Annotated in this window: 23 protein-coding genes; 12 read left to right on the top strand and 11 right to left on the bottom strand. The window is 62.1% G+C overall.

The features are described 5' to 3' along the window. Nucleotides 1-60: 60 nt before the first annotated feature. The 5 genes from ABGT79_RS11055 to ABGT79_RS11035 form a co-directional block, all read right to left on the bottom strand. A complete protein-coding gene (locus ABGT79_RS11055; protein ID WP_346666219.1) occupies nucleotides 61-474 on the bottom strand; it encodes a DUF1232 domain-containing protein in 414 nt (137 codons plus the stop codon). Nucleotides 475-1,071: 597 nt separating this feature from the next. After that, nucleotides 1,072-2,706 carry a chaperonin GroEL gene (gene groL / locus ABGT79_RS11050; protein ID WP_346666218.1) on the bottom strand — a complete coding sequence of 545 codons (1,635 nt, stop codon included), beginning with the start codon at nucleotides 2,704-2,706 and terminating at the stop codon, nucleotides 1,072-1,074. Nucleotides 2,707-2,742: 36 nt separating this feature from the next. After that, on the bottom strand, nucleotides 2,743-3,024 hold the full coding sequence (groES, locus tag ABGT79_RS11045; RefSeq protein ID WP_294484603.1) for a co-chaperone GroES: 282 nt from the start codon (nucleotides 3,022-3,024) through the stop codon (nucleotides 2,743-2,745). A 29-nt stretch (nucleotides 3,025-3,053) separates the two neighbouring features. Further along, nucleotides 3,054-3,248, bottom strand: a complete 195-nt coding sequence (locus ABGT79_RS11040) for a hypothetical protein (RefSeq protein ID WP_346666217.1) — start codon at nucleotides 3,246-3,248, stop codon at nucleotides 3,054-3,056. Between the two features lie 4 nt (nucleotides 3,249-3,252). Beyond that, nucleotides 3,253-3,495: a hypothetical protein gene (locus ABGT79_RS11035; protein ID WP_346666216.1), complete on the bottom strand. Its 243-nt coding sequence runs from the start codon at nucleotides 3,493-3,495 to the stop codon at nucleotides 3,253-3,255. A gap of 165 nt (nucleotides 3,496-3,660) precedes the next feature. Here ABGT79_RS11035 and ABGT79_RS11030 point away from each other — a divergent pair, with 165 nt between their 5' ends. From ABGT79_RS11030 to ABGT79_RS10990, 9 genes are all read left to right on the top strand, one after another. Further along, entirely contained in the window at nucleotides 3,661-4,410 is a 750-nt protein-coding gene (locus ABGT79_RS11030; RefSeq protein WP_346666215.1) for a carboxymuconolactone decarboxylase family protein, read from the top strand. 108 nt (nucleotides 4,411-4,518) lie between these two features. Continuing rightward, nucleotides 4,519-4,971 carry a CBS domain-containing protein gene (locus ABGT79_RS11025; protein WP_346666214.1) on the top strand — a complete coding sequence of 151 codons (453 nt, stop codon included), beginning with the start codon at nucleotides 4,519-4,521 and terminating at the stop codon, nucleotides 4,969-4,971. A gap of 23 nt (nucleotides 4,972-4,994) precedes the next feature. After that, nucleotides 4,995-5,750, top strand: a complete 756-nt coding sequence (locus ABGT79_RS11020; RefSeq protein WP_346666213.1) for a hypothetical protein — start codon at nucleotides 4,995-4,997, stop codon at nucleotides 5,748-5,750. After that, nucleotides 5,744-6,544 carry a SprT family zinc-dependent metalloprotease gene (locus ABGT79_RS11015; RefSeq protein WP_346666212.1) on the top strand — a complete coding sequence of 267 codons (801 nt, stop codon included), beginning with the start codon at nucleotides 5,744-5,746 and terminating at the stop codon, nucleotides 6,542-6,544. The genes ABGT79_RS11020 and ABGT79_RS11015 overlap by 7 nt, the downstream gene beginning before the upstream one ends. A gap of 354 nt (nucleotides 6,545-6,898) precedes the next feature. Then, on the top strand, nucleotides 6,899-8,551 hold the full coding sequence (gene pgm, locus ABGT79_RS11010) for a phosphoglucomutase (alpha-D-glucose-1,6-bisphosphate-dependent) (protein ID WP_346666211.1): 1,653 nt from the start codon (nucleotides 6,899-6,901) through the stop codon (nucleotides 8,549-8,551). Nucleotides 8,552-9,377: 826 nt separating this feature from the next. After that, nucleotides 9,378-9,887, top strand: a complete 510-nt coding sequence (locus ABGT79_RS11005) for a hypothetical protein (protein ID WP_346666210.1) — start codon at nucleotides 9,378-9,380, stop codon at nucleotides 9,885-9,887. A 21-nt stretch (nucleotides 9,888-9,908) separates the two neighbouring features. Continuing rightward, entirely contained in the window at nucleotides 9,909-11,603 is a 1,695-nt protein-coding gene (locus ABGT79_RS11000; RefSeq protein ID WP_346666209.1) for a carbon starvation protein A, read from the top strand. Nucleotides 11,604-11,691: 88 nt separating this feature from the next. Beyond that, nucleotides 11,692-14,175: an ATP-dependent helicase HrpB gene (gene hrpB, locus ABGT79_RS10995; RefSeq protein WP_346666208.1), complete on the top strand. Its 2,484-nt coding sequence runs from the start codon at nucleotides 11,692-11,694 to the stop codon at nucleotides 14,173-14,175. Nucleotides 14,176-14,178: 3 nt separating this feature from the next. After that, a complete protein-coding gene (locus ABGT79_RS10990; RefSeq protein WP_346666207.1) occupies nucleotides 14,179-17,613 on the top strand; it encodes a DUF3553 domain-containing protein in 3,435 nt (1,144 codons plus the stop codon). A gap of 211 nt (nucleotides 17,614-17,824) precedes the next feature. Here ABGT79_RS10990 and ABGT79_RS10985 read toward each other — a convergent pair whose 3' ends face one another. Next, nucleotides 17,825-18,247 carry an SLOG family protein gene (locus tag ABGT79_RS10985; protein ID WP_346666206.1) on the bottom strand — a complete coding sequence of 141 codons (423 nt, stop codon included), beginning with the start codon at nucleotides 18,245-18,247 and terminating at the stop codon, nucleotides 17,825-17,827. Nucleotides 18,248-18,397: 150 nt separating this feature from the next. On the opposite strand from ABGT79_RS10985, the gene ABGT79_RS10980 reads away from it, so the two are divergent. From ABGT79_RS10980 to ABGT79_RS10970, 3 genes are all read left to right on the top strand, one after another. Then, nucleotides 18,398-19,372, top strand: a complete 975-nt coding sequence (locus ABGT79_RS10980; protein WP_346666205.1) for a hypothetical protein — start codon at nucleotides 18,398-18,400, stop codon at nucleotides 19,370-19,372. Between the two features lie 164 nt (nucleotides 19,373-19,536). Then, nucleotides 19,537-19,980, top strand: coding sequence for a Fur family transcriptional regulator (locus ABGT79_RS10975; protein WP_346666204.1), 444 nt, complete (start codon nucleotides 19,537-19,539; stop codon nucleotides 19,978-19,980). Nucleotides 19,981-19,982: 2 nt separating this feature from the next. Then, nucleotides 19,983-20,378, top strand: a complete 396-nt coding sequence (locus ABGT79_RS10970; protein ID WP_346666203.1) for a secondary thiamine-phosphate synthase enzyme YjbQ — start codon at nucleotides 19,983-19,985, stop codon at nucleotides 20,376-20,378. A gap of 265 nt (nucleotides 20,379-20,643) precedes the next feature. On the opposite strand, the gene cfa is transcribed toward ABGT79_RS10970, so the two are convergent. From cfa to uvrB, 5 genes are all read right to left on the bottom strand, one after another. Continuing rightward, nucleotides 20,644-21,792 carry a cyclopropane fatty acyl phospholipid synthase gene (cfa, locus tag ABGT79_RS10965; RefSeq protein WP_346666202.1) on the bottom strand — a complete coding sequence of 383 codons (1,149 nt, stop codon included), beginning with the start codon at nucleotides 21,790-21,792 and terminating at the stop codon, nucleotides 20,644-20,646. Between the two features lie 490 nt (nucleotides 21,793-22,282). Next, nucleotides 22,283-22,948, bottom strand: a complete 666-nt coding sequence (locus ABGT79_RS10960; RefSeq protein ID WP_346666201.1) for a CatA-like O-acetyltransferase — start codon at nucleotides 22,946-22,948, stop codon at nucleotides 22,283-22,285. A gap of 62 nt (nucleotides 22,949-23,010) precedes the next feature. Continuing rightward, nucleotides 23,011-23,316: an AzlD domain-containing protein gene (locus ABGT79_RS10955; protein ID WP_294484648.1), complete on the bottom strand. Its 306-nt coding sequence runs from the start codon at nucleotides 23,314-23,316 to the stop codon at nucleotides 23,011-23,013. Continuing rightward, on the bottom strand, nucleotides 23,309-24,064 hold the full coding sequence (locus tag ABGT79_RS10950) for an AzlC family ABC transporter permease (protein WP_294484650.1): 756 nt from the start codon (nucleotides 24,062-24,064) through the stop codon (nucleotides 23,309-23,311). Before ABGT79_RS10950 ends, ABGT79_RS10955 begins: the two co-directional genes overlap by 8 nt. Nucleotides 24,065-24,170: 106 nt before the next feature. Next, the gene (gene uvrB, locus ABGT79_RS10945) at nucleotides 24,171-26,261 is read right to left on the bottom strand and encodes an excinuclease ABC subunit UvrB (protein ID WP_346666200.1); all 2,091 of its coding nucleotides are present in this window, start codon (nucleotides 26,259-26,261) and stop codon (nucleotides 24,171-24,173) included. Nucleotides 26,262-26,514 lie beyond the last annotated feature (253 nt).

The following is a 26,514-nucleotide window of genomic DNA, read 5'->3' as shown; positions in this document are numbered from 1 at the left end:
TCAGGCCCGGACTGGCGTCGTTCTCAAAAAAAACGCGCGACGCCGCGTTTCTGCCGGGCCCTATCCTTTTTTAAGCATCTTGTCCGCCGCGCCCAGCCAGCGCGCCAGTGCCGCGTCGGCCTTGGCTTTCGACGTGTCGTCCACATACATGGCCACGGCCGCAAGCGCCGCCGCAAGAATGCCGATGTCGTCGGTAAAGCCGAACACCGGAATCAGGTCGGGCACGATGTCCGCCGGAAGAATCAGATAGCCCAGCGCGCCGAGAATGATGGCCCGAGTCTTTCCCGGCAGATCCTTGCGCTGCAGCGTGTAGTAAAGGATGAGCGCCGAACGCAGCCCTTCCTTGCCTATGGTTCCGGCAAAGCGCAGAAGCTTCGTGTGAAACGCTTCCTCGGAATAGGCCCGGCTGTACTTCTCATCGGTCACCAGTTCCGGTTCCACCACTTTTCGCTCTTCATCATGTTCCGTCATCATCGTCTCTCCCGGCACAAGCTCAGGTTCTTTCCCGTATATTATTTAAATGTATGTCCGTTTCCGGCGCTGGGCAATCCCCGAGCCGCAGCGTCCGCTTTTACGCCCTGACCAGTGATGAAAGCCCTGATGGCCCCCGCACACGCAGCATCCGGTCGACGCTGACTCATCGCGCCTTTGTCGATGGCGGACAATTCCCGCGCCGCAGAGCCTGACACCCGCGCTCCAGCCTTCCAGCCTGCAAGAACTCTCTCTGCATGAGCAAGGCGAGTCCGCGAAAACACGCCCCCTTTCTCCACGAGCCGGAACCGGCCCCGTCATGCGCCTGAATATCCCGGCAGCCCCTCGGTTCTCCGAAAACACCGTCGATCCGTATCCCGTTCCGAACGCTTTTGCCGGGCCGTTCCGACCGGACCGCCGCCTCGACGGCTCCGAAAATCCGGGCGCAGACGTTTCCGCTTTCCGCGGACGCTCCGCCGTCCTGCAACAGAACGTTCTGCCGCAGCACGGCGAAAAGTCGCGGATACGAAAAAGGGGAGCCGCCTACGCGGTTCCCCTTTTCTATCAGGCGCGACGGGCAAAAGCCCGTCGGAGCGTTTTTTAGTACATGCCGCCCATGCCGCCGCCCATGCCGGGCGCAGCAGGAGCCGCAGGCTCAGGCTTGGGCAGTTCAGCAATGGCGCATTCGGTGGTCAGCAGGAGAGCGGCCACGGAAGAGGCATGCTGCAGAGCGAAGCGGGAAACCTGCTTAGGATCAATGATGCCGGCGGCCAGAAGGTCTTCATATTCGCCGGTGGCGGCGTTGAAGCCGAAGCCGTCCTTGCCTTCGCGAACCTTTTCCACAACCACGGAGCCTTCAAAGCCGGCGTTGGCGGCAATCTGGCGCAGAGGTTCTTCCACAGCGCGGCGAACGATGTTCACGCCGGCCATTTCCTCTTCGGTGGCTTCGATGTCGTCCAGAGCGGGCAGGCAGCGGATGTAGGCAGTGCCGCCGCCAGGCACGATGCCTTCGGCAACAGCGGCGCGGGTGGCGTTCAGGGCGTCCTCAACGCGGTCCTTCTTTTCCTTCATTTCGGTTTCGGTGGCAGCACCGACCTTGATCACAGCCACGCCGCCGACCAGCTTGGCCAGACGTTCCTGCAGCTTTTCGCGATCGTAATCGGAAGTGGCTTCGGAGATCTGGGCGCGGATCTGAGCAACACGGGCCTTGATGTCGGCGGACTGACCGGCGCCGTCAACGATGGTGGTGTTGTCCTTGTCGATGTGGACGCGCTTGGCGGTGCCGAGGTTGGCAAGGGTGAAGTTTTCGAGCTTGACGCCCATTTCTTCGGAGGCAACGGTGCCGCCGGTGAGAATGGCGATATCCTGGAGCATGGCCTTGCGGCGATCGCCGAAGCCGGGAGCCTTGACGGCGGCCACCTGCAGGGTGCCGCGCAGCTTGTTCACCACGAGGGTGGCGAGGGCTTCGCCTTCCACGTCTTCAGCAATGATGAGCAGAGGACGGTTCATCTTGGCCACCTGTTCGAGAACAGGCAGCATTTCCTTCATGCCGGTGATCTTCTTTTCCTGCAGCAGGATGAAGGGGTTCTCAAGATCGCACACCAGCTTTTCGGCGTCGGTCACGAAATAGGGGGACAGGTAGCCGCGGTCGAACTGCATGCCTTCCACGGTTTCCAGAGTGGTTTCGAGGCCCTTGGCTTCTTCAACGGTGATGACGCCTTCCTTGCCCACCTTGCTCATGGCTTCGGCAATGATGTTGCCGATGGTGGGATCGGAGTTGGCGGAAATGGTGCCGACCTGGGCGATTTCCTTCTGATCGCGGGTGGGCTTGGCGATGTTGCCGAGCTCAGCGGTGATGGCGGCCACGGCCTTGTCGATGCCGCGCTTGATGGGCATGGGGTTGCGGCCGGCGGCCACGAGCTTCACGCCTTCATGATAAATGGCCTGAGCCAGAACGGTGGCGGTGGTGGTGCCGTCGCCGGCGGCGTCGTTGGTCTTGGAGGCCACTTCGCGAACGAGCTGAGCGCCCATGTTCTCGAACTTGTCTTCCAGTTCAATTTCCTTGGCCACGGTCACGCCGTCCTTGGTGATGACGGGAGCGCCGTAGGCCTTTTCAATGAGAACGTTGCGACCCTTGGGGCCGAGGGTGACCTTCACAGCATTGGCAAGTTTGTCCACGCCAAGGGCCAGACGTTCGCGGGCCTTGGCATCGAAAAGAATCTCTTTAGCAGACATGATATGTTCTCCGGAAAAATAGGAAGTTGTACGAAGTTAGTCGAGAATGGCGAGGATATCTTCTTCGCGCATGATGATGTGATCGGCGCCGTTGACCTTGATTTCAGTACCGGCGTACTTGGCAAACAGCACAATGTCACCGGGCTTCACTTCCATGGCGACGCGTTCGCCCTTGTCGTTCAGCTTGCCGGGGCCGCAGGCAATGACTTCGCCCTTGGAAGGCTTTTCCTTGGCGGCATCGGGGATGAACAGACCACCAGCGGTCTTTTCTTCGGATTCAAGGCGTTTCACGAGCACACGGTCATTCAGGGGTTTCATTACCCATATCCTCCCAAAAATTTTTGTTGTCACTGATGGCGTTTCAGCGCTCCCGGCATGCGCCGGAAAAAGGACAGGATGAAAGCGCTGATCGCATTGCCGCAGGAGAATTGCGTTCCCGGCGACGAACCATAAATAAGCCCGCTTTCGCAGTTGAAAAGGGGCAGAAACGATTTTTTTTTCGACTTTTTCTTGTTATGCAAATAAATATCTTTTAATTTCATTAGATTACAAATAAAAAATTAATTCAATTTTTCTTGGCGTCCAGTGCGTTTTCCTCGCGTTTCCCGAACATTCCGCCGCTTTTTTCCGTCTTTTCCGCTCCCGTCTTCCTCGGCTTTCGGTGTCCGCAACGGCAAAAACAACGCGCTTGTCGTCGTATTTTTTCTGCGCCTCTCTCCTTTCATGGCGAACGCGCCCTTCCCTTCGGCGCGCTTCTCCGCTTCCGCCGCAATCGGCAGATTCAGGCAAGAATTAGAGAGAAACGGCACTGGCTTCCGGCGCGCGGCGAAACTATGCTGCTTCCGTGTATCCGCGAGCTCAAGACTGCGCCGCCTTTTGAGGCAGTCATCCATCATCTTCGCGGCAGCCTTTCAAGCTCCGTCCACGCAAAACCATCAATTCCGGAGGGGAATCATGAACGAAAGCAAAGTGCGCGACGCCTGCGCCGCCGTTTCCGAATCCAGAGCAAATCTTGTCCGCAACAATCCCGACATTGCCGCCATGCGCGCCCGTCTCGAACGCGACGCCTTTTCCCGTCAGGGCGCGCTTTCTACGGTCAAGAAGCATCTTGTGACGCTCTCCGCCCTCACGGCGCTGCGGGCCGTCAGCAACGTCAGAGAAAAAACGGAAGCCGCGCTTGCGGACGGCGTTTCCCCGGTGCAGATCCGCGAAGCCGTGTATCAGTGCGCGCCCTACGTCGGATTTCCCGCCACGGAAGACGCGCTGCGGGAAGTCGATGCGGCGTTTTCCGCGCGCGGCATCGCCCTGCCGCTGGAAAATCAGGCTACGGTCACGGATGAAACCCGCTTCCAGAAGGGACTCGACGTGCAGAAAGGCATTTTCGGCAACGTCATCGACGCCATGCACGCCTCCGCCCCCGAAGGCCAGAAGGCCATCATGGTGGATCATCTTTCCGCCTTCTGCTTCGGCGACATCTACACGCGCAGCGGCCTCGATGTGAAAACCCGCGAACTGCTGACCTTCTCCATCATCAGCGCCCTCGGCGGATGCGAAACGCAGGTCAAAAGTCACGTGCAGGGCAACGCGAACGTAGGCAACGCCAAGCAGGAACTCATCGACGCGCTGGAAGTGTGTCTGCCGCTCATGGGCTTTCCCCGCACGCTGAACGCGCTCTCCTGCGTCAACGCGGTCATGCCCGACTGAGAACGTCGTCGCTGTCGGCGGAGGCCTTGACAGTTTTCTTCCTTGTTCTTTTAATGGATACAACGCAAGGAGCGTTGTACAGAAAAAGAACCTTGCTGGAGGAAAACTATGAAGACTGCCGCCGACATCATGACAAAGAACCCCGTTACCGTCACTCGCGACACCACCCTGCGCGACGCGGCCCGGCTTCTGCTCGACGGGCATTTCAACGGACTTCCCGTGGTGGAAGACGACCAGCTCATCGGCATACTCACGCAGTCCGACCTCATTTCTCTGGACAAGAAGCTCGAAACGCCGGGATATTTTCTGCTGCTCGGCGGCGCCATTCCCATGCAGATGCCGGGCAAGTTCTCCCGTGAGCTGCGCCGCATGGCTGCAAGCACGGTAGGCGAGGTCATGAGCTCCGATCCGCACGCCATCACGCCGGAAACCACGGTGGACGAAATCGCCACGCTCATGGTGGAACAGCGCTACTACACCCTGCCGGTTCAGGAAAACGGACGTCTCGTGGGCGTGGTCGGCATGGAGGATCTGCTCAAGCGACTCGCCGCCGAAGAATGATTCTCCGTTTCTTCGCCCTTTTCATGCTCACTCTGGCAGCCATCCCCTCTGCGGGATGGCTGGTTCTCATCTGCGCCGATTTTCTCTCGCTGGACGACTGTCTTGCTCCGCAGCCCGGCTGGACGGCCTTTGCGCTCATCATCGCCCTCTCGCTGATTCTGCCGCCCGCGCTGCACGGCTGGCCGGATCACACGCGCCCCCTGCGCGATGTCGTGCGCGAAACGGCCCGCGCCATGCTGTTCTCCCTGTCCCTGTTCGCCGTGTTCTTTCTCATCGGCGCAAGGCCGCTCTTCCAGTGGTTCCGGGTGCCGGAGCTCATGCTGCCCATGGCGGCGGCATTTCTGGCTCCGCTCATCTCCTGTCCGCTGCTCTACGTTTCCTATAAAATAGCCGTCGTTCTGCTTCCCCGTCCGGGCCCGTCCGAACCCAGACCCCGCGGCATGCAGGCGTTCGGCGCGCTCTCGCTGATATTTCTCCTTGTGCTGATTCTCCACGCCTTCGTTCTCCCCGGCGCCCTTCCGGCCGTCCATGCCGGCAGGCAGAACCTGATCGCCGCGGCATGGCGCTTCTTTGCCCTGCGTCATGTGCTTGCAGCGTGCGGCAACGCGGGCTTTGCTCCAGCGTGGGGAGGCTGCTGTCTGGTCCTTGTCCTGGACATGGCGCAGGACCTGCCCGGAACCGGTCCGGCGGGACTCGCGGTCATGGCCCTGCTCCTTGCGCTCATGCTTGCAAGCTGCGCCTGCCTGCTTCTGCCTTCCAGCAGGAAATGGCTATGCTGACGCTCTGTCGCAGGAGGCGTTCTTCAAGACAGAAAAACGCCAGGCGCATTCTCGAAGAGCGGAACGTCTCTCTGCCCGACGCCGACATTTCCTTCCTCTTTCAGCGCGACGGCTGCCGTACCCTGCGCATGACGGTTCGCGCCGACGGCTCGGTGCGCGTCAAGGCTCCTGCGTTGATCCCCTGGGAAGACGTGCTCGCCTTCGTGCGCTCCCGCCTGGACTGGGTGCGGGAAAAGCGCGCGTTTTTTGCCGAGCATCGAGGCGTGACTGCTCCCGCGCGGGAAGGCTCCGCGGCGCTCTACCTCGGCAGAACGTTCACTCTGCGCCCGGTTCCCGCCCTGCGAAACGCCCGCGCACATTTTCGAGGGAAAACGCTGGAGCTGCCCTGCCTGCGCCCCGGTCTCGACGGCGAGGCCAGAGACCGCGCCGTGGAAAGAGCCTTCCTGAGCTGGAGACTCGACGCGGCTTCCCTGATCCTGAGCCGACGCCTGTCCCGCCTCGATCAGCACGCCCGCGAGAGGCTCGGCGACCACGCCGCCGCGCACTCGCTCACCGTACGCAGCCTCAAACGCCGATGGGGAAGCTGCTCGGTTCAGGGCGACATCACCCTTGCCGCGCAGCTTGTGGAAATGCCCCTGCCGCTCATCGACTACGTGATCTGTCACGAACTGTGCCACCTGCGAGCCATGAATCACGGCCCCGCCTTTCACGCGCTGCTCCGCATGCTGCTGCCCGACGCCGAAGAACGGGAAAAGCGCATCCGCATCTGGGGACTGGAGCATCCGCGAACGTAGCGTCCGCAGAAAAAAACGTCGCTCCACAGCCCGGCCCGGAGTCCGGCTCTTCCCTGTTCTCTTCACTTCGTCCGTTCATGCCCGGCAAAACCGCACGATGCGCATTCCGAAAAACGCCTCTTTCCCGCGTCCTGCGCGGGAGCCTTTCGGGCGAGCCGCCGCACTCCCCGAAAATCATCACGAAGCTCTCAGCCGTCCATCAGGCAGGCAGACGCGACGAAGCGTCCACGACGGGCGGAAAATCTTGCGCGCAATGCCCCGCAACGCCTCTCTCCCATATTAACAAGCTCCGCCTTTCCGTGTAGGCTGGGGGCAAAGCATTCTGTCACCTCTGCCATTTTCCGGAGACTCGCCATGGCTCTTGATCCTCAGGCGGGCAAGCTGCCCCGCCCCGACCAGCTCACCGACATTCCCGCTCTCATTTCCTCCTACTACACCTATGAACCTTCCGCCGACATTCCCGAACAGGCCGTAAGCTTCGGTACGTCCGGGCATCGCGGCTCCTCCCTGCGCACCAGCTTCAACGAAGCCCACATCCTCGCGGTCACGCAGGCCGTGTGCGACGTGCGCAAGGCCGAAGGCGTCACCGGTCCGCTCTTCCTCGGCAAAGACCCCCACGCCCTTTCCGAACCCGCCTGGCGCACCGCGCTGGAAGTGCTCGCCGCCAACGGCGTGGTCACCATGGTCCAGACCGGCCACGGCTACACCCCCACTCCCGCCATCTCCCACGCCATCCTCAGCTGGAACCGGCAGTCCACCGCCACGGCGGACGGCATCGTCATCACGCCTTCCCACAATCCGCCTCAGGACGGCGGCTTCAAGTACAATCCCCCGCACGGCGGCCCGGCCGACACCACCCTCACCGCCCGCATTCAGGACCGCGCCAATCAGCTTCTTGAAGACGGCAACAAGGACGTCAAGCGCATCAGCCTCTACAAGGCGCTGCGTTCCGGCCTCGTGCAGGATCACGACTACGTTTCCTGCTATGTGAACGATCTTTGCAACGTCATCGACTTTCCCGCCATCGCCGCCTCCGGCCTCAAGCTGGGCGTGAATCCCCTGGGCGGCGCAAGCCTTACCTACTGGGCCCCAATCGCCGAAAAGTACGGACTGAGCATCGAAAACACCAACAATCAGTACGATCCCACCTTCCGCTTCATGCCCCTCGACCACGACGGCAAGATCCGCATGGACTGCTCTTCCCCCTACGCCATGGCCGAACTGCTCAAGCTCAAGGATCGTTTCGACATCGCCTTTGCCTGCGATCCCGACTCCGACCGTCACGGCATCGTCACGCCCGAAGGCCTCATGAATCCCAACCACTACCTCTCCGTGGTGGTGGACTTCCTCATCCGCGACAGCAAGGACGGCTTCCGCAAGGCCTGGCGTCCCGACGCCGTCATCGGCAAGACCGTGGTCACGAGCTCCATGCTCAACCGCGTGGCCGAAGCCCACGGCCGCAAGGTCATGGAAGTGCCCGTAGGCTTCAAGTGGTTCGTGCCCGGCCTGCATTCCGGCACCTGCTGCCTCGGCTGCGAAGAGAGCGCCGGAGCCTCCTTCCTGCGAGCCGACCGCCTGCCCTGGAGCACCGACAAGGACGGCCTCATTCTCTGCCTGCTGGCCGCGGAAATCACCGCCAAGACCGGAAAGAATCCTTCCGTGCTTTATCATGAACTCGAAGAAAAGTTCGGCGCGCCCGTGTATCGCCGCATCGACTCGCCCATGACGCCGGAAATGAAAACCGCCTTCAAGACCATCTCTCCCGACGACGTGACCATGACCACCCTGGCCGGCTCGCCGGTCAAGGCCGTGCTCACCAAAGCTCCGGGCAACAATGCGCCCTTCGGCGGCCTGAAGGTGGTCACCGACGACGGCTGGTTCGCCGTGCGTCCTTCCGGCACCGAACCCATCTACAAGCTGTACATGGAAGACTTCAAGGGCGAAGAACACTTCCAGAAGATGCAGGAAGAAGCGCAGAACTTCCTGAACGGTCTGGCCAAATCCTGATCAATTTCCTCTTTTCCCGATAAACAGAAGAGACGCGGCTCCGGTCGCGTCTTTTTTCATGCCCGAACTCCGGTTCATGCCCGCACGCGGGGGCGAAACAACGACCGACAGAGTCTTCAGCGTCCGCCTGCGGCCATCGTCGGAGCGCCGGAGCGAAACTTTAAGCTCCCGCCCTGCAACTCTCGTTTTGCCGGCGTGCAGCATTCAGACAAAACGCTTCTGAAAAACGTCGCGCCGGAGCGTCGCCGTACAGAAAAACGCCCAGCCCCCGCTTCGCGTCGCAGAGTGCGGCAGCTTCGCCGACCCGACGCCGCAAAAATTTTTCCGTCCGAAAAAAAGTCGTCGCAGGCCCTTTTCCCAGGGCTCGACGCCGCATGCAAAGCGCACGCCAGAAACACGTTTTTCCAGAGAAGCATTCGTTATGTCATCATATGTTTTATGAACATGTCATATCACACAGCATCCACATGCCGGGCTCTCTATTATTGACACATACAGTGACATTGCATCCGCCATGCGGAGCAAAAGTCTCTGCATCCGTTGTCCTCCTTTGTCCGGACTGCTCTTCAACGGAAATTTTTCAGAACGTAAAGACGAAAAAATACCATCGCATCGCAACTAATTTATTTTTTTCACAACCTGATTTTTCCTTGTGTGCCAATATTTTTCCATGATATTGTAGGTTGCCTGCACCCCCTTGTTCCCAAGGGGTACAGCGCGCAGAACCGGAGCGGCCTGCCTGAACAATTTGGGCCCCGCTCCGCTCCAGAACCGTTTCGGCTCATGCGCGTCGCCCTTCCGGGGGCCGCAAGTCAGGAGAAAAGAAATGCCCGTCAGCAGAACAAGCATGCTCGCCAAACTGAGCGACGCCTACTCCGTCTATTTCGACGAAGAGCCCGTTGACTCAGGCACGCCGCCGCTTGCCGCCTGCTACGCCTTCCACTCCACCGACGAATGCTTCGTGCTGTCCCGCAAGGTCAGGCTCTGGCGCGCGGAAATCAATGAATTCGTGTATGTGTTCTCCGTTCCCGAACTGAGTGCGGAACTTTACGAGTCATGCCGGGGGAAGGCTCTTGAGCTTGGCATGGCCAAAATACGTCCGCACATCGAACATCGATCGTCCTTCATCACAGCTCTGTTCATCTGCGACAGCATCACGGAACAGGCGGCCAAAGCCGTGCGCGGCACCCGCCATCACAAGGACTTTCTGTTCTCCCTGCACGGCTGGATGGATTTTCGCGCCGCCGCGCTGGATCTTTCCACGGGCGACGTCGCCGTCAACCGGGCCGGACGGGAACTTGAGCAGTTCCTACACGGAAATCTGGGAAAGTGCTAACTCAATTGAGGAGGATTTAAATTGAGTTCCGTTGTCATTCTCATCGGCGGATTCGCCTGCCTCATCGCAGGCTACGTCTTCTACGGCTCCTGGCTGTCCAAACAGTGGGGCGTGGATGAAAACAGACCTACTCCCGCCATCACCATGCAGGACGGCGTGGACTACGTTCCCGCCAAGACCCCCGTGCTCTTCGGCCATCATTTTTCATCCATCGCCGGCGCTGGCCCCATCAACGGCCCCATTCAGGCCGCCTTCTTCGGATGGCTCCCCTGCCTGCTGTGGATCATCATAGGCGGCATCTTCTTCGGCGCCGTGCATGACTACGGCGCGCTCTTCGCCTCCATCCGCCACAAGGGCGAATCCATAGGCGAAGTCATTTCGCAGAACATCGGCGTGCGCGCCAAACGTCTGTTCATCGTGTTCGCCTACCTTGCGCTGCTGCTCGTCATCGCCGCCTTCGCTTCCATCGTGGCCAGCACCTTCAACGGCTTCGCTCCCGACGGCTCCCACATCGAGGCCAACGGCTCCACCGCCACCATCTCCCTGCTGTTCATTCTCATGGCCGTGGTGTTCGGCTTCTGCGTATATCGCAAGAACATGTCCCTGTCCTTCTGCACCGTCGTCGGCATCATCGTTCTCATCGCCTGCATCGTCATCGGACTCAAGTGCCCCATCTACCTTTCCGGCGACACTTGGATGTACATCATCGGCGTGTACATTCTCGTGGCCTCCGTCACCCCCGTGTGGATTCTGCTTCAGCCCCGCGACTACCTGAGCTCGTTTCTGCTCTACGCCATGATGATCGCGGCCGTAATCGGCGTGTTCGCCGCCAATCCCACCCTCGATCTGCCCGCCTTCGTCGGCTTTGAAGTGAACGGTCAGTACCTCTTCCCCGTGCTCTTCGTCACCATCGCCTGCGGTGCCATTTCCGGCTTCCACTCCCTGATCTCCTCGGGCACGACATCCAAGCAGCTCAACAGCGAAAAGAACGCCAAGATCATCGGCTACGGCGCCATGCTCGTGGAGTGCGCCCTCGCCATCGTGTCCCTCATCACCATCGGCTACATCTACTCCAAGGCCGGCGCAGACGCCTTCAAGATGCCGCCTACCGCCGTGTTCGCCCGCGGCATTTCCGAAATGCTCGCCGTGGTCGGCTTCTCCAGCCCCGAAGCGCAGAAGACCGCCTACGGTCTGCTCATCCTTTCGGTGTCCGCCTTCTGTCTGACCTCCCTCGACACCGGCACCAGACTTGCCCGCTACATGTTCACCGAATTCTGGCTGAACCCCGGCGAAACGCCTGAAACCGTCACCGGCATCCGCAAGCTTCTGTGCAACAAGTACCTCTCCACCGGATTCACCGTCATCGTGGGCATCGCCTTCGGCATGGGCGGATGGTCCAAGGTGTGGCCGCTCTTCGGCGCATCCAACCAGCTGCTCGCCGGTCTGGCCCTGCTGGCCGTGGCCGCGTGGCTCAAGAACGCCGCCCGCAATCACAAGATGTTCATCTTCCCCATGGTGTTCATGATTCTTGTGACCCTGACCTCTCTCGCCCTCACCTTCAAGGATAAGCTCCTCGTCATCGCGTCCGGCCAGGGCGACCTCTTCGCCGCCTACCTGCAGGCCGGTCTTGCGGCCATTCTGTTCATTCTTGCCATCTTCCTCGTGCGCGAGGCTCTGCCCGTGCTCACCGGCAAGAAGCACGCCGCGTCCAAGTAGCCCCGGCCGTTCTGCCGCATAAAAAGGCGCGCCCTTCGGGGTGCGCCTTTTCTTTTTCTCCGCTTCCCGCTACATTTCCCGCATGAACATGCCTGTCGAATCTTCCTTTCCCGCCCTTCTTGACGCCCTCCGCACCCACAACCGCGCTCTGCTCGTCGCGCCTCCCGGTTCAGGCAAGACCACGCGCGTGCCCCTCATGCTCATGGAGCACATGCAGGGCTCCATCCTCATGCTGGAGCCCCGTCGGCTGGCCGCGCGTTCCGCCGCCCGCTACATGGCCGCCTCTCTCGGGGAATCTGCGGGGCGGCGCGTCGGCTACCGCGTCCGCCTGGAAAGCCGCGTGAGCCGTGAAACCCGCGTGGAAATCATCACCGAAGGCATACTGACCCGCCGTCTCGTGTCCGATCCCGAGCTCTCCGGCGTCTCCTGCGTCATTTTCGACGAATTTCATGAACGCTCCCTGCAGGCGGACACGGCCCTCGCCCTCTGCCTTGAAGCGCAGGAAGCGCTGCGCCCCGATCTCAAGATTCTCGTCATGTCGGCCACGCTGGACGCGGAAGAGCTCTCTTCGCTGCTTGCCCCCTGCCCCGTGATCCGCGCCGAAGGCAGAATGTGGCCCGTGGACATCCGCTATTCCCCCTGCCCTGCTGGCTCCGGCTCCTTCGGCACTTTTTCCGGCCGCGAGGCACTGCTTGCCCACACGGCCTCCACGGTGAAGCGGATGCTGAGCGAAGAACAAGGCTCCATGCTCGTGTTCCTGCCCGGTCAGGGAGAGATTCGCCGCGTGGCGGACATGCTCGCCAGTCTGCCCGACAACGTTTCCCTGCATCCGCTCTACGGCGATCTTTCCGCCGCCGAACAGGACGCCGCCATAGCGCCCGCCGCGCCCGGCAAGCGCAAGGTGGTGCTTGCCACCTCCATTGCGGAAACCAGCCTCACCATCGAGGGCGTGCGCGTGGTGGTGGACTGCGGCCTCTCCCGCACGGCGCGCTTTTCTCCGGCCACGGGCATGAGCGCGCTCATCACCGTTCGCGTGACGCAGGACGCCGCCGATCAGCGCGCAGGCCGCGCAGGCCGCGTGGAGCCCGGAATCTGCGTGCGCCTCTGGCATGAAGGCGACGTGCTTCTGCCCTCGCGCCGCCCGGAAATTCTGGACGCCGATCTTGCGCCCTTTCTGCTCGACGTGCTGGCCTGGGGCTCGCTGCCGCAGGAACTTCCGCTTCTCACTCCCGCGCCGGAAGCCTCGCTCGCGCAGGCCAGGCAGACGCTGGAGCTTCTGGGAGCCGTCCGGGAAAGCAACGGACGATCTGCGCTCTCTTCGCACGGCGAGGCGCTCGCGCGCATGCCCATGCATCCGCGCCTTGCGCACATGGCCCTGCTTGCGGGAGAGCATCTGCCGCTTGCCGCCGCCCTTGCCGCGCTTGTGGAAGAGCGCTCCTCCGGTTCCGGCTGCGACGTGCGCCCCCGCCTTGCGGAACTTCGCCGCTCCACCCGCCTGCGCCGCGCCGCCGAGCAGATTTATTCGCTCTCCGGCGGAAAGGGCGCGTTTCCCGCAAGCGACGTGTTCCGCGACGAAGAGAGCGCGGGAGCCATGCTTTCTCTGGCCTGGCCGGAGCGCATGGCTCAGCGCCGGGAACGCGGCAAGTTCCGGCTGGCCTCCGGCCGCGGCGCGGAACTTCCCCCGGAAGACGCCCTTGCCGACGCGCCTTTTCTTGCCGTGGCCGCCATGGACGGCGGCGCGCAGGGCACGGGGCGCATTCATCTGGCGGCTCCTCTGGACAAAAACACGCTGGAAGAGCTGCACGGCGACCTTCTCCGGGAAGAAGACGTCGTGCGCTGGGACGACCGAACCGAGACCGTGCTTGCGCGGCGCAGAACGCTGCTGGGCAGCCTTGTGCTGAGCGACGAGCCTTTGCGGGGCCGCGATCTGCCCGCGGACAAGGTACTTTCCGCCGTGACGCAGGCCGTGGCGGATCTCGGCCCGGCATGCCTTCCGTGGACGAAGGAACTGCGCGAATGGCAGGCACGCGTGCTTCTCATGCGCCGCATGGACGGCGAACAATGGCCCGACGTGAGCGACGAGGCGCTCATGACCGCGCTCAAGTCGTCGCCGCTCGACAACTGGCTGAGTCCGTGGCTTTCCGGCGTCACGAGGCGCGCGCAGTTTTCCTCCATTGATCTGGCCGGAGCCCTGCATGCGCTGCTGCCCTTTGCCGAAGCGAGGCGTCTCGAGCGCGAAGCGCCGGAACACCTTCGCGTGCCGTCAGGTTCTCTTGTGCGCATCGACTATCTTCCCGAAGGCGGCCCCGTGCTGGCCGTGAAGCTGCAGGAAATGTTCGGACAGCAGGACACGCCCGCCGTGTGCGGCGGCAGATGCCCCCTCACCGTGCATCTGCTTTCTCCCGCGGGACGCCCGCTTCAGGTCACGCGCGATCTGGCCGGATTCTGGCGCGGAGCCTACGCCGCCGTGCGCGCGGAAATGCGGGGCCGCTACCCGAAGCATCCCTGGCCGGAAGATCCGCTTGCCGCGATTCCCACCAAAAAGACCAAGAAGGCTCTGGAGAGAGGTTAGCGCATGGAATTTCGCACGGGAGACATCGTCATCAATCCGTCCATGCCGCAGTGGGGCCCGGGAGAAGTGCTGGCCGTCATCGAAGGCAAGGTCATGGTGCAGTTCAAAAGGCACGGCGTGCGCAAGATGGCGGCGTCGTTTCTGGCGCTGGCCGATACCGGCGAGTGCCCGGAGCCTACGGCTGCGCCCAAAGTTCCGGCAACAGCGCCCTCGGCAAAAACGCGCCCCGCTGCCCGCAGCGCCGCCGAGCCGAAAACGTCGCAGGCAAGGCGCGGCGCATCAGCACCGCGCGGTGCAGAAAGCGCCCCGGCCGCCTCGAAGGACTCGGATCTCGTTTCTCAGGCGCTTGCCATGCTGAACAAAGACAGCGCCCCGAAAGACGCCTCGCTTGAAAAGGCGGAACGCGCGGCCGAGCTTGCCGCGGACGCCAAAAGGAAGGCCGAAGAGGACGCGCTGCACCGAAGGAACGAAGCGATTCTGCGTTTCTGGCGCGACACGGAAGTGTTCATCATTCCCGAAGTGCCGCGTTCCTCGCGTCCGCCCGTGACCGGCGCAAGACGCTGGGAAACGGTGTCTGCGGCGCTTTCTGCGCCGAACGCCTCAGGCTGCGGCCAGGCTCCCGCCGCTCCCGGAACGGACGACGGCGCGCTCCCGTGGTTTCATCCGCTGCCGTCGGGCTTTGTCGCGGCATGGCACATCGTCTATCTCGGCGTGCTCGCCCGCCAGCGCATTTCCGACATCATTCTGGAAAAGACGGGAAACAGTCCCGAACGCCCGGAAGAGCCCGGCCTCGGCGAAGGATGCCTGGCCGCCGTGGTGCTGGACATGACGGGAGAAGCCGTGCCGGAAAGCTACGTGCCTGCCTCGTTCGTGCCCGGCCTTGCGCGCTGTCTGGCGGGCAAGAGTCTCGATCAGCTTCCTGCCGACATGCTGAGCATGCAGTCCGATTTCGACCGGCGTCAAGGCTCGCGCGCCGAGCCCTTCCGCTGGCCGTGGATTCAGGAGGAAATCGAGCGTCTTTTCCGCATGACGGACATGGAAGGCGAAGAAGCGCGCATCGTGGTGCGCTCCGTGTATTTCCGGCCGGATCCCAAGGGGCGGCGCATCGACGACGTGCAGAACGATCTGCTCAACTCCTTTTACCTTTCCGATCTCGACCATCTGCTGGCGCTCGCAAGGCGCGGATTCACGGGCGTGTTCGCCCGCTATCTGGAAGGCGAGAAAAACGCCCGCAAACGCTGCGACGTGCTGGCTCCCGGCGAGGAAAGCCGTCTTGCGCGCGAAAAGGCGCTCTCCCTTGAACGCCTGCCCGACGGGCGCTGGCCGTTTCCGCCTTCCCAGCATCTGCTTCCCGCACAGCTCGGGGCGGTCACGGAAATTCTGCACGGCAATCTGACGGCGGTGAACGGGCCTCCGGGCACGGGCAAGACAAGACTGCTCTGCGACGTGGCCGCCGAGCTCGTGGTCCGACGCGCCCGCAGACTTGCCGCGCTCAAGAATCCATTCGAAGCCTTTGCCGCATCTTCGGGAGATTTCTATCCGCTGCGGCGCGACATCATGCGCGGCACCTGCATGGTGGTCACGAGCAGCAACAACGCCGCCGTGGAAAACATCACGCGCTTTCTGCCCTCGGAAGACGCCGTGTGTCGTCGCGCCTTTCCCGACGCCGGATACTTTCCCGAGGTGGCCAGCGCGGTGAATGCCGCCTTCACGCCCGCCGACAGCGAAGAGCCGCCGCGCCCAGCCTGGGGTCTGCTTTCCGCGGTGCTCGGTTCGGCATGGAACTGCGAACAGTTCGCACGCGCGTTCTTCTGGGGCTTCCGCGATCAGGAACGTCAGATTTCCCTGCCCGGCATGAAGCAGGTGCTGGACGCCTTCCGCTCCTACGACGCGAGGCAGGACGCCCTGCGCCGCTGGCGTCAGGCCAGGGAAGATTTTCTGGCCACGGCCGCCGAGCTCAAAAGGCGCAGGCAAGAGCTGGCGCAGCAGGTCAACCATGCGTCGGGCCCGGAAGATAAGCCCAGGTCCGAGGAACATTCGCTTCTCGGGCGATTCATGGCGCTCATGGAAAAAAGCCGCGTGCTCCGGGCCGAGGCCGGAGAGGACAACAGGGCGGCGCTGGAACTGGCCGACCGGCTGGAGGCGTTGGAAGAACTGGCCCGCAGGGCTCAGGACGAAATGAGCAGGGAGCAAAGCGGCGGCGAAGCGCTGCGCGCGCCCTGCCGTGAATTCTGGCGTCAGCCCGACTGGCAGCTCAAAAGCGTATGGAACGACGAAGAGCTCGAGCGCCTGCGTTCTCTGCTCTTTCTTCAGGCGCTGCGCCTGCATGAATGGACCATCAAATCCTGCGCGCGGGAATGTTCCGCCAACATCGGCATCGTCACGCGCTATCTGCGGGGCGCGTCCGTAGAGGAAACGGAAAGCGCGGACATCTGGAATGCGCTGTTCTTCATGGTGCCCGTGGTTTCGTCCACGCTGGCGTCGTTCGGACGCGTGTTCTCCGGCATGGGACAGGGCTCGCTCGACTGGGTGCTGCTCGACGAAGCCGGTCAGGCCACGCCGCAGAGCGCGGCAGGAGCGCTCTGGCGCGCGTCCAGGGCTGCCGTCATCGGCGATCCGCAGCAGATAGAACCCGTGGTTCCGCAGCCGGAAGGACTGCTCGACACGCTGCGCACCAGGCAGGAGAGAGGCGGACTGCACCTTGAACACTGGTCGCCGGAAAGTCAGTCCGCCCAGACGCTGGCCGACCGCAGTTCCGTGCTCGGCACATGGATGGAAACCGCAGGCCGCCGCGTATGGACGGGCTTTCCTCTGCGCGCCCATTACCGCTGCGCCGAGCCCATGTTCGGCGTTTCCAACCGCATCGCCTACGACGGGCAGATGGTGCAGGCACAGACCTCGTTTCCCAATATCCGATCGCTTCTCGGCCAAAGCGCCTGGTTTCACGTGAGCGGCCACATGGCCGACGCTCAGCTCGTGCAGGAAGAGCTCGCCTGTCTGAAAAACTGCCTGCTGAGGCTCCAGGCAAAGTGGCCGGAACTTGAAGGTGCAAACGGCCCGCGGGAAGCCTCGGTGTTCGTCATTTCGCCCTTCCGCAAGGTGGCGCGGCACTGCCGGTTGCTGCTGAGGGCCATGCGCTTTCCGGAAAACCGCGTGCGCTGCGGCACCATTCATACCTTTCAGGGCAAGGAAGCGGACATCGTGTTTCTCGTGCTCGGCTCCGCGCCGGGTCAGGCCGGATGGGGCAGCAGACAGTGGGCCTCGCGCACGCCAAACATGCTCAACGTGGCCCTCACGCGGGCGCGTTCGCTCATCTATGTGGTGGGCAACCGGCGCGACTGGAAACGGCATCCGTTTTTCGACGTGCTGGCTGAAGAGCTTCCCGTGCAGGAATACGCGGAAAGCGGCCTTCTTTCAGCCGCATTTCCCGAAGACTAGCGCCCGTCGGGAACGCCGCCAAATATTGATGGAGCAAACGCGCCGCCTCGCCAAAGCTCCGGCAGTCAAAGGAAGGTCCGGCAAATCCGGCTTTGGCCGCAGCGCCCGGTTCCGTCTCAGAACATCCGCGCCGGACACTCTCAACGCCGGACGCTTCTGCGGCGGCAGACGGACTGAGGCTCGTCGCCTGCCCCGCCCTTCCCGCAAAAGCTCAGCTCTGATCCTTCGCCTCTTTCGACGGAGTGGACGAATCCGCCTCGTCCGCAATCAGGGTTCCGGCCGACCGAGCGCAGGGAAACACCTCCACGAGCTTTCCGGCCAGACGCGCCTTGACAATGGCGTCGCGGGTGCCGCGGGACACGCCGTCCCAGAACGCGACCAGCGCGTCGGCCCTGGCAACGATGTCCGTATTGCGCAAAGGTCCGGCCTTTTTTCCATGCGTCTTCCAGTCCGCCGGAACAACGAACAGCGGCAGACCATGCGCTCCGGCAAAACGCGCCGCAAGGGAGTCCGCGCCCTTCGCCCCGCCGGAAATGACGGCGTCAATCTCTTCCACGGAAAAACGACGGAGCAGACAATGCTCCATCCACGCATAATCGGAAAAATTCCGGGATCCCACAACCGCCAGTTTCATGTTCGCTCCGGCTCCTGAGCCTGAAGGCCCGCTCATACCCGCAAAGCATACGAAAAGCCCGCATCGGCCGCAAGCGCTTGATTTCAGCGTCCGCCGGGACAATAATGATCAGGCCCTCTCCGAGGGTCAACCTGAACCACGAGACTCGTCATGCCTGAAACCATTGTTCTTGACCCTGAACTTGCCGCCAGGGCCGACGCACTTTTCCGCGAACTCGGCCTGGATCTGTCCACCGCCATCCAGCTTTTCCTGAAGCAGTCTCTGCGGGAACACGGCCTGCCCTTCACGCCCCGCCTGACCCCGCCTGCGCCCCGTCCGACCGACGACGCATCTCCCGCGCCCGAAGACGGACGCGGCTCCTTCCGGCAGGAAGCGCCCGAGGCCTGCCCGGGCGAAGATCAGGAACCGACCGAAGAGCCCGGCCGCGCGGCGGAAGACGAGGCGGACATGACGGAAGCCTCTCTTGCGCACGAAACCTCCCCCTTTGCCGATCGCGGAGAAGAGGAAGCGGACGACGCCGGAGAGAACGAGCCCGTCAGGCAGGAAAACGGCGGGCACGAACAGGCTCCCGCAACTTCCGACGGCCGCGTTGCCGGACAGGACGGCGGAGAACTTCGTCAGGCCTTTATCAACGCGCGTCTCATCGGCGCTCCGCTGCGCCGCGTGCGCTCATTGAACCGCCTCTACTCCATCGGCGAACCCAACGACCATGTGCAGGGCTGGCGGGAAGTCTATGTGTCCGGCGACGAGCCCTTTGCCCTCGATTTCGGCATGGTGCGCGTGGAGCTCGGCTTTCACAGCGGCGGCAGCCTGCGCATGATGGACGGAAGGCTTCCCGACGAGGTGCTCGAAGCGGACGCCGTATATCCCCGCGATCTCAGCGCGGTGTTTTCTTCCGTCATCGGTCAGAGGCTTGCGGACGTTTCCTCCTCCCGCATCTGGAACGAGGGCCGCGAACACGAACAGCTCTGCCTGCGCTTTGCCAACGGCTGCACGCTGAATTTTGCGCCCGGAGGCGAATGGGGCGCGCTGTGGCTCACCGACGTTCACGGAGCGGTCATGTTCGCTCCCGAAGCGGTCTGGCTGCGCGTTCTGGACGACAGGACCAGAAACGGTCTGCGCTAGCGCCCAGCGCATCTCTCTTCCCGGCCGAGCCGAAGCGCATGAAACGCGGTCGGGGCTTGCTCCGACCTGCGTTTTTCCGCTGAAAACCACGTCGTTCCGTTCCATTGACCGGAGCGGTTTAAGCGAGTATTTATGGGAGACTCTATACCCGCAAAGGATTCGCTATGGAAAAACATCTTGCAGAAATGGAGCGCAAGTTCTCCGACTATCTCAAGCAAAAAGGCCTTCGCGTCACGCCGCAGCGCCTGAAGATACTGGAGGCCTTTCTGCAGGCCAACGATCACGTGTCCATGGAGGAACTCTTTCTCCTGGTGCGCACCCGGGACAATACCATCGGGCAGGTCACGGTATACCGTACCCTCAAGCTGCTTTGCGAAGCCGGCCTTGCTTCCGCCGTCAACTTTGAAGAAGGCATGGTGCGCTACGAACCTGTGGGCATGCATCACCATGATCATCTGGTATGCGAAAAGTGCGGTAAAAAAATAGAGTTCGTCAACGACGCCATCGAAAATCTTCAGGAAAAAGTGTGCCGGGTGCATGACTTCGTGCCCACCTCGCATCACATGGTGCTCTACGGCATCTGCGCCGACTGCCGGAACAAGGCGTAGTCATGGAAACCATCTCCCTCTCCACCCGCCTGCGGGAAGAAATGAAGGACGTCACCGACGAAGTGCGCGAGGTCGTGCGCAGAAATCGCTGGCAGGACGGCGCGCTCGTGGTGTTCTGCCCGCACACCACCTGCGGCGTCACCATCAACGAGGGCTTTGATCCCGACGTGGCCCTCGACATGACCCGCTTCTTCCACGACCGCGTGCCGGAAAACGGCATGTTTCGTCACGCCGAAGGCAATGCCGACGCCCACATCAAGGCCAGTCTTTTCGGCTCTTCCGTCACGATCATCGTGGAAAACGGCGAACTTCTGCTCGGCACCTGGCAGGCCGTCTGGCTTTTCGAGGGCGACGGCCCCCGCACGCGCAAGCTCTGGCTGAAATGGCTCCCCGCCTGACGCCGATTTCCCGTCATTCTCTCTTTCGCCGACGCTTCACAGCCTGAGAACAAAGCTTTGCCCGGGCGACAATGCCGCGCGTCCGACTCCATGTTCCGCTCTTTGCGCCGCGCCCCTGAAAAAAGGAGAGCGTCCCTTCGTTGCCGAAAAGACGCTCTTCCCATTTCCGAGCCTGCCGCCTTCGACGCGCAAAAGCGCGCGCCGATCATCGTCTGCCCGCGCTTTTCCGCGCCGAGGCAGGCTCCTGCAAAAGACGACGGGCAGATCAGCCCTGCGTCTTTCGGCAGTAGCCTCCCGGCAGTCCTTCAGGACTCAGCACCAGCTGCCAGAGCTGAATGCTTCGCGCGCGGAACGCTCCGGCGCAGGACAGCAGATAATAATGATACATGCGGCGCTGACGCTCCGTGCAGGAAAACGCCCCCGAACGGAATCCGCGCTCAAAGTTCTCATACCAGGCCATGAGCGTCTTGTCGTAGTCCACGCCGAAATTCTGCCAGTCCTCAAGAATGAAGTCCCGCTCCAGTGCGTCCACCAGCGTGGAGGGCGAAGGCAGAATGCCGTTGGGAAAAATATAGTGCGTCAGCCACGGATCCGCGCCCGCGCCCGCCCCGAGCGCCCCGTTGCTGCCTATGCTGTGCAAAAGAAAAAGGCCGTCGTGTTTCAGGCAGTTTCGGGCAACGTCCATAAACTCCCGATAGTTGCGTCTGCCCACATGCTCAAACATGCCCACGGACACCACCCTGTCCCAGGTGCCTCGCAGGCTGCGGTAGTCCATGAGCCGATATTCCACGTCCGCGCCTGAAGAGGCGGCCTTGTCCTGCGCAAAGGCGAGCTGCTCGCGCGACACCGTAATGCCCGTCACCTGCACGCCGTGCTCCTCGGCCATGTGCAGCGCAAGCGTGCCCCAGCCGCATCCTATGTCGAGCACCGTCATGCCGGGTTCCAGCGCAAGCTTGCGGCAGATCATTTCCATCTTGTTCCGCTCCGCTTCGTCGAGACCTTCCGCCCCCGTCTGCTCCACGTCTTCCCAGCGGCCGCAGCTGTACTGCATGGTCGGTCCGAGCATGGCCCGGAAAAGCGCAGGATCGGTGTCGTAATGCGCGCGGGCCACCATGAACGCCCGGGCGCGACTCTGCAGATTGAACAGCGCGTGCGCCGCCTCCGTGAGCCAGTACGGCATGTTGCGCGAAAACGCCTGCTCCAGGCGGGCCCGCAGCGCGCGGCAGAACATGGCGTCCATTTCCTCGCAGTCCCACCAGCCGTCCATGTAGGCTTCGCCGAGCCCCAGCGTACCCTGTTTGAGCACCCTTGCGTACAACTCATCGTTGTGAACCTGAATGTCCCACGGCCTGTCGCCGTTGATGCGGATATCGGCCTTTTCGGCCAGCTTCTGCACAATATCCCGTGCCTGCATGAAATTCTCCTTTTTTCCCGCACCGTAGCGAAAAGACAGGCACGGCTCCATGATAGAACGACGTTTCGGGAAAAATGCTAACCTCAATGTTCCCCCCTGCGCGGCAGACGCGCCGCCTGCACATGAGGCTTGCATTTCCGACCGCAACTGCGCCAAAACGTTCCCCATCGCTCTCGTCAAGCCCCGGCATGCCCTTCTTTCCGCACGCCGGACGGAGCCGCCATGTCCGCGCGCTCCTCGCCTCGTCGAGAAAAAGGGGTTCGGAGACCTTCGCCTGCCGCGCCGCTGACATGAAAGACGCCCGGCTTCGTCCATGAAGACGCATCCCCCGCCGCGCGTATCTTCACCCAAAAAGCCGCATTCTTCTTTAAAGAGTTGCCAGGGCCGACTCATTCATCCCCCGCGAAGATAAAAAGCGCGTCCCCATCCCGCAAAAGGATGAAGACGCGCATGACGCTCGAAAAAAGGCGGACTTTGGCCGCGAGGCTGCTCAGGACAAAAACGCCTCCGGATGTTGCGCCATGTCCTGCATCTCGTTGATGAGGCGGCAGGTGTGATAGCCGTCGGCCACGGCATGACTGACGGAAACCGATACCGGAATGACGAGCTTTTCGCCGCGCTGCTCATACTTTCCGAACTTGATGAGCGGCGAAAAGAATTCGCTTTCGGCGTAGGAATCCTGCGCAAAATGCGTGAAGGTCAGCCAAGGCACGTTGGACACAGGGCAGATGTTGGGCGGCTGCCCGTCACGAGCCTTGATTTTGCCCGTCACGTGGCGGTAACGCTCCATGTCTTCCGTCACCGTGGCGTAAAAGCGGGAAAAATCCCCGGAGTATTCGCTCCAGATGTCGGTAAAGGTTTCCGTTTCCGGGTGAAAGAGCGTGTAGCAGGGGCACAGTTCCTCCCAGAAACCGAGCTCATGCCGCGCGTTGAAGGCCATGCGGAATTCCTCATGCGCGTTCACGGCCCGCATGACGACGTACAGCATGACGGGGAAAAACTTCAGCCCCCTCTCGCGCCTGACCCTCTGAAGATTCGTTATGTCGAGATCGGCTCCGAGATTGTAGCGGCATTTGATGGTCTTGAAATAGTAGTCGAAATACGCGCTTCTGGCCCAGGTTTCGCGATTGACGACGTGAAAGACGGCTTCGCCCATAATCCCTCCGCTTCCGGCAACGGACGCTCCTCGCCGGGCTGTGTTCTGCGGGCAGCCGACACTCAGCAGACGAACAGCTCCACCACAAAGACAAGCACGCAGGCCGCCACCGCCACGCTGAACAGACTGGCGCCGAACCAGGCCAGCGCCACGGCCGCCGCCAGACCGGCAAAGCCGGAAATCGGACTGCCCGTGGAATCCAGTATGGCCGGAAACGTCATGACAGACAAGGTGACGTAGGGAATATAATAGAGGAACGAGCGAATGGTGACGTTATGCACCTCGCGTCGGATGAGCGTGAGGGGAAGCACGCGGATGAGATAGGTTACGAGCGCCATCACGGCAATATAAACAAGGGTGTCACGCATGATCGCCTCCGTTGCCGCCGTCGTTTTTCGGGTTGTCGCCTGCGAGTCCTCTGTCCACGGGGAAGAGAAAGGCCGCCGCGCCGGAAACGAGCACCGTGAGAATGATGATCTTCATGCCGCCGGAAATGCCGCTGAACAGGGGCAGACGGGCGAAAATCCAGCTCAGGGCCATGGACGCGAGAATGAGCATGCCGAGCAGGCGGTCCTTGCGGGCCGGAGGCACGATGATGGCGATGAACATGCCGTACAGCGCCACGCTGAGCGCCACCACGATGCGCGAGGGCAGCACGTTGCCGAGTACGACGCCGAACAGAGTGCCGAGCGCCCAGGCCGGAGAGGCGATGCTCACCGCGCCGTACACGTAGAAGGGATCGAGCCTGCCCGGCACGTTCACGGAAATGCCGAAGATTTCGTCGGTCACGCCGTAGCCCACGAGCAGCCGGTGATACATGGGCGTTTCGGGAGCCATTTTCTGCGAAAGCGAGCAGGACATGAGCATGTAGCGCAGATTGATGACGAACTGCGAGAGCGCCATTTCCCAGAAAGAAGACCCAGCCGCCATGATGCCGAGCGCGGCGAATTCCCCGGCCGACGTCAGATTGGTGAAGCTCATCAGCGTGGAGTCAAAGGCCGAAAGTCCGATGTTGCGGCAGGCGATGCCCAGCGTGAACGACACGGCAAAGTAGCCCAGCGCGATGGGAATGCCGTCGTGCATACCGCTGAAAAAATTCTTTTTGTGTTCCGCCATGGAATGATAATCCCCCGAGCGCAAGATGCGCTGTGCGTTGGCAGGGCGCGCGAATGCGGCCCGGTTCCCGGAAAACCAGGATATGTTCTTCGGCGCAGAACGGCGTTCAGTTCTGCCCTTCTTCCTCTTCTCCGCTGACGTAGAGTCTCTCGCGCAGGGCGCGGGCCCGGTCGCGCAGCTCGGCCGCGCGCTCGAACTCCAGCTCTCTGGCCGCCGCGCGCATGTCCTTTTCCAGTTCCTCGATGAGCTTCGCGATGTCTGCCGGAGAATGCGGCGTCTCTTCCGCGACCGCCTGAGCTTTGCGTCCCTTGCCGGTCTTGCCGCCCTTGCCCTTCTTGTCGGCACTCTTGCCGCTCCGACTCTTTTTCGTCGCGCCATCCTCATCCTTGCCGTACAGATTGTCCAGCGGATTTTCCAGCGCCTTGATGACGGTGCGCGGAACAATGCCGTGCTCTTCGTTGTAGGCGATCTGCCTGCCGCGGCGGCGCTCCGTCTCGCTGATGGCGGCCTGCATGGACGGCGTCACCTTGTCGGCGTAGAGAATGACGCGGCCGTCGGCGTTGCGCGCGGCGCGGCCGAAGGTCTGAATGAGCGCGCCCGTGGAACGCAGAAAACCTTCCTTGTCCGCGTCCAGAATGGCCACCAGGGACACTTCGGGAATGTCGAGGCCCTCGCGCAGCAGGTTGATGCCGATGAGCACGTCGAATTCTCCGGCGCGCAGCGCCTTGATGATGGCGATGCGCTCCAGCGTGTCGATGTCCGAATGCAGATAGCGCGAAGACACGCCCATGTCGTTGAAATATTCGGTGAGGTCTTCGGCCATGCGCTTGGTGAGCGTGGTGACGAGCACGCGCTCGCCTCTTGCCGCGCGCGCCTTGCACTCGCCGAGCAGATCGTCCATCTGCCCCTTGACGGGGCGGATTTCCACCGGCGGATCCAAAAGTCCCGTGGGACGGATGACCTGTTCCACCACGAGACCCGCGCTGCGGTCCAGTTCCCAGCGCCCGGGCGTGGCGGAAACGAAAATGCTCTGACCTATGCGCTGCTCGAACTCGGCGAACTGCAAAGGCCGGTTGTCCAGCGCCGAAGGCAGGCGGAAGCCGTAGTCCACCAGCGTGTTCTTGCGCGAGCGGTCGCCCTTGAACATGGCCCCCACCTGCGGAATGCTCATGTGCGATTCGTCCACGAACAGCAGAAAATCCTTGGGAAAGTAGTCCAGCAGCGTGGACGGCGGCTCGCCCGGCGCGCGCCCGTCGAGGTGGCGGGAATAGTTTTCAATGCCGTTGCAGTAGCCGAGTTCCTCCATCATTTCCAGATCGAGCTGGGTGCGCTGCTCAAGACGCTGGGCTTCCAGGAGCTTTCCGCCTTCCTTGAACTGCACGAGACGTTCCCGGAGCTCGTCGCGGATGTCGCTCATGGCGCGCACGAGGTTGTCCCGGTCGGAAACGTAATGGCTCGCCGGATAGATGACCGTTTTGGAAATGCGTCCCAGCACCTCGCCGGTGAGCGGATCAATTTCGCGCACGGCGTCGATTTCGTCGCCGAAGAATTCGATGTGCAGGGCCTTTTCGTCTTCGTAGGCCGGAATGATCTCCAGAACGTCGCCGCGCACGCGGAAGGTGCCGCGGTGAAAGTCGTAGTCGTTGCGCGTGTACTGGATGTCCACCAGACGGCTGATGATGCTTTCCATGGAGACGTTTTGCCCTTCCTCCACGGGAATGATGAGTCTGGCGTAATATTCCGGCGAACCGAGGCCGTAGATGCACGACACCGAGGCCACGATGATGACGTCGCGCCGCGTGAGAAGCGCGTGGGTGGCGGCGTGCCTGAGCTTGTCGATGTTGTCGTTGATGGCCGAATCCTTCTCGATGTAGGTGTCGGAAGACGGCACGTAGGCTTCGGGCTGATAGTAGTCGTAATAGGAAACGAAATATTCCACCGCGTTTTTGGGAAAAAGCGCGCGGAACTCGCCGTAGAGCTGAGCGGCGAGCGTCTTGTTGTGGGCAAGAATGAGCGCCGGACGGTTGGTGCGGGCAATGACGTTGGCCATGGTGAACGTCTTGCCGGAACCGGTAACGCCGAGAAGCACCTGATCGCGGATGCCGGCGTTCAGGTTGGCGACAAGTTCGTCGATGGCGGCGGGCTGATCCCCGGTGGGCGCAAAGGAAGAATGAAGCTGAAAAAGCTGTTCGGACATGTCCCCTGACTCGCTGCACGAAAAAAAAGAAAGACGGAAACGGACTTCATCGCGCCTCCGGAGAGGCACATTGTGCCCGAACAGGGGATTTTTTCAAGGGGCAGATTTGCGCCGCAGGACTGAAGGGACGCGTTCCGAGCCGGAAGCCTGCCGCCTGCAAAACCGAAGATCCGCATGCGCGCACGCAAAAAGCGCGCCCGCATGGCTTCGGCCTCACTCCCCTGTGGCGGCAGGCCCGGCAGTTTGGCGCAGC

This window comes from uncultured Mailhella sp. (assembly GCF_963931295.1).
GTDB lineage: Bacteria > Desulfobacterota > Desulfovibrionia > Desulfovibrionales > Desulfovibrionaceae > Mailhella.
Note: the sequence above shows the minus strand (reverse complement) of the source record. Positions and strands in the feature narration are given on the sequence as shown.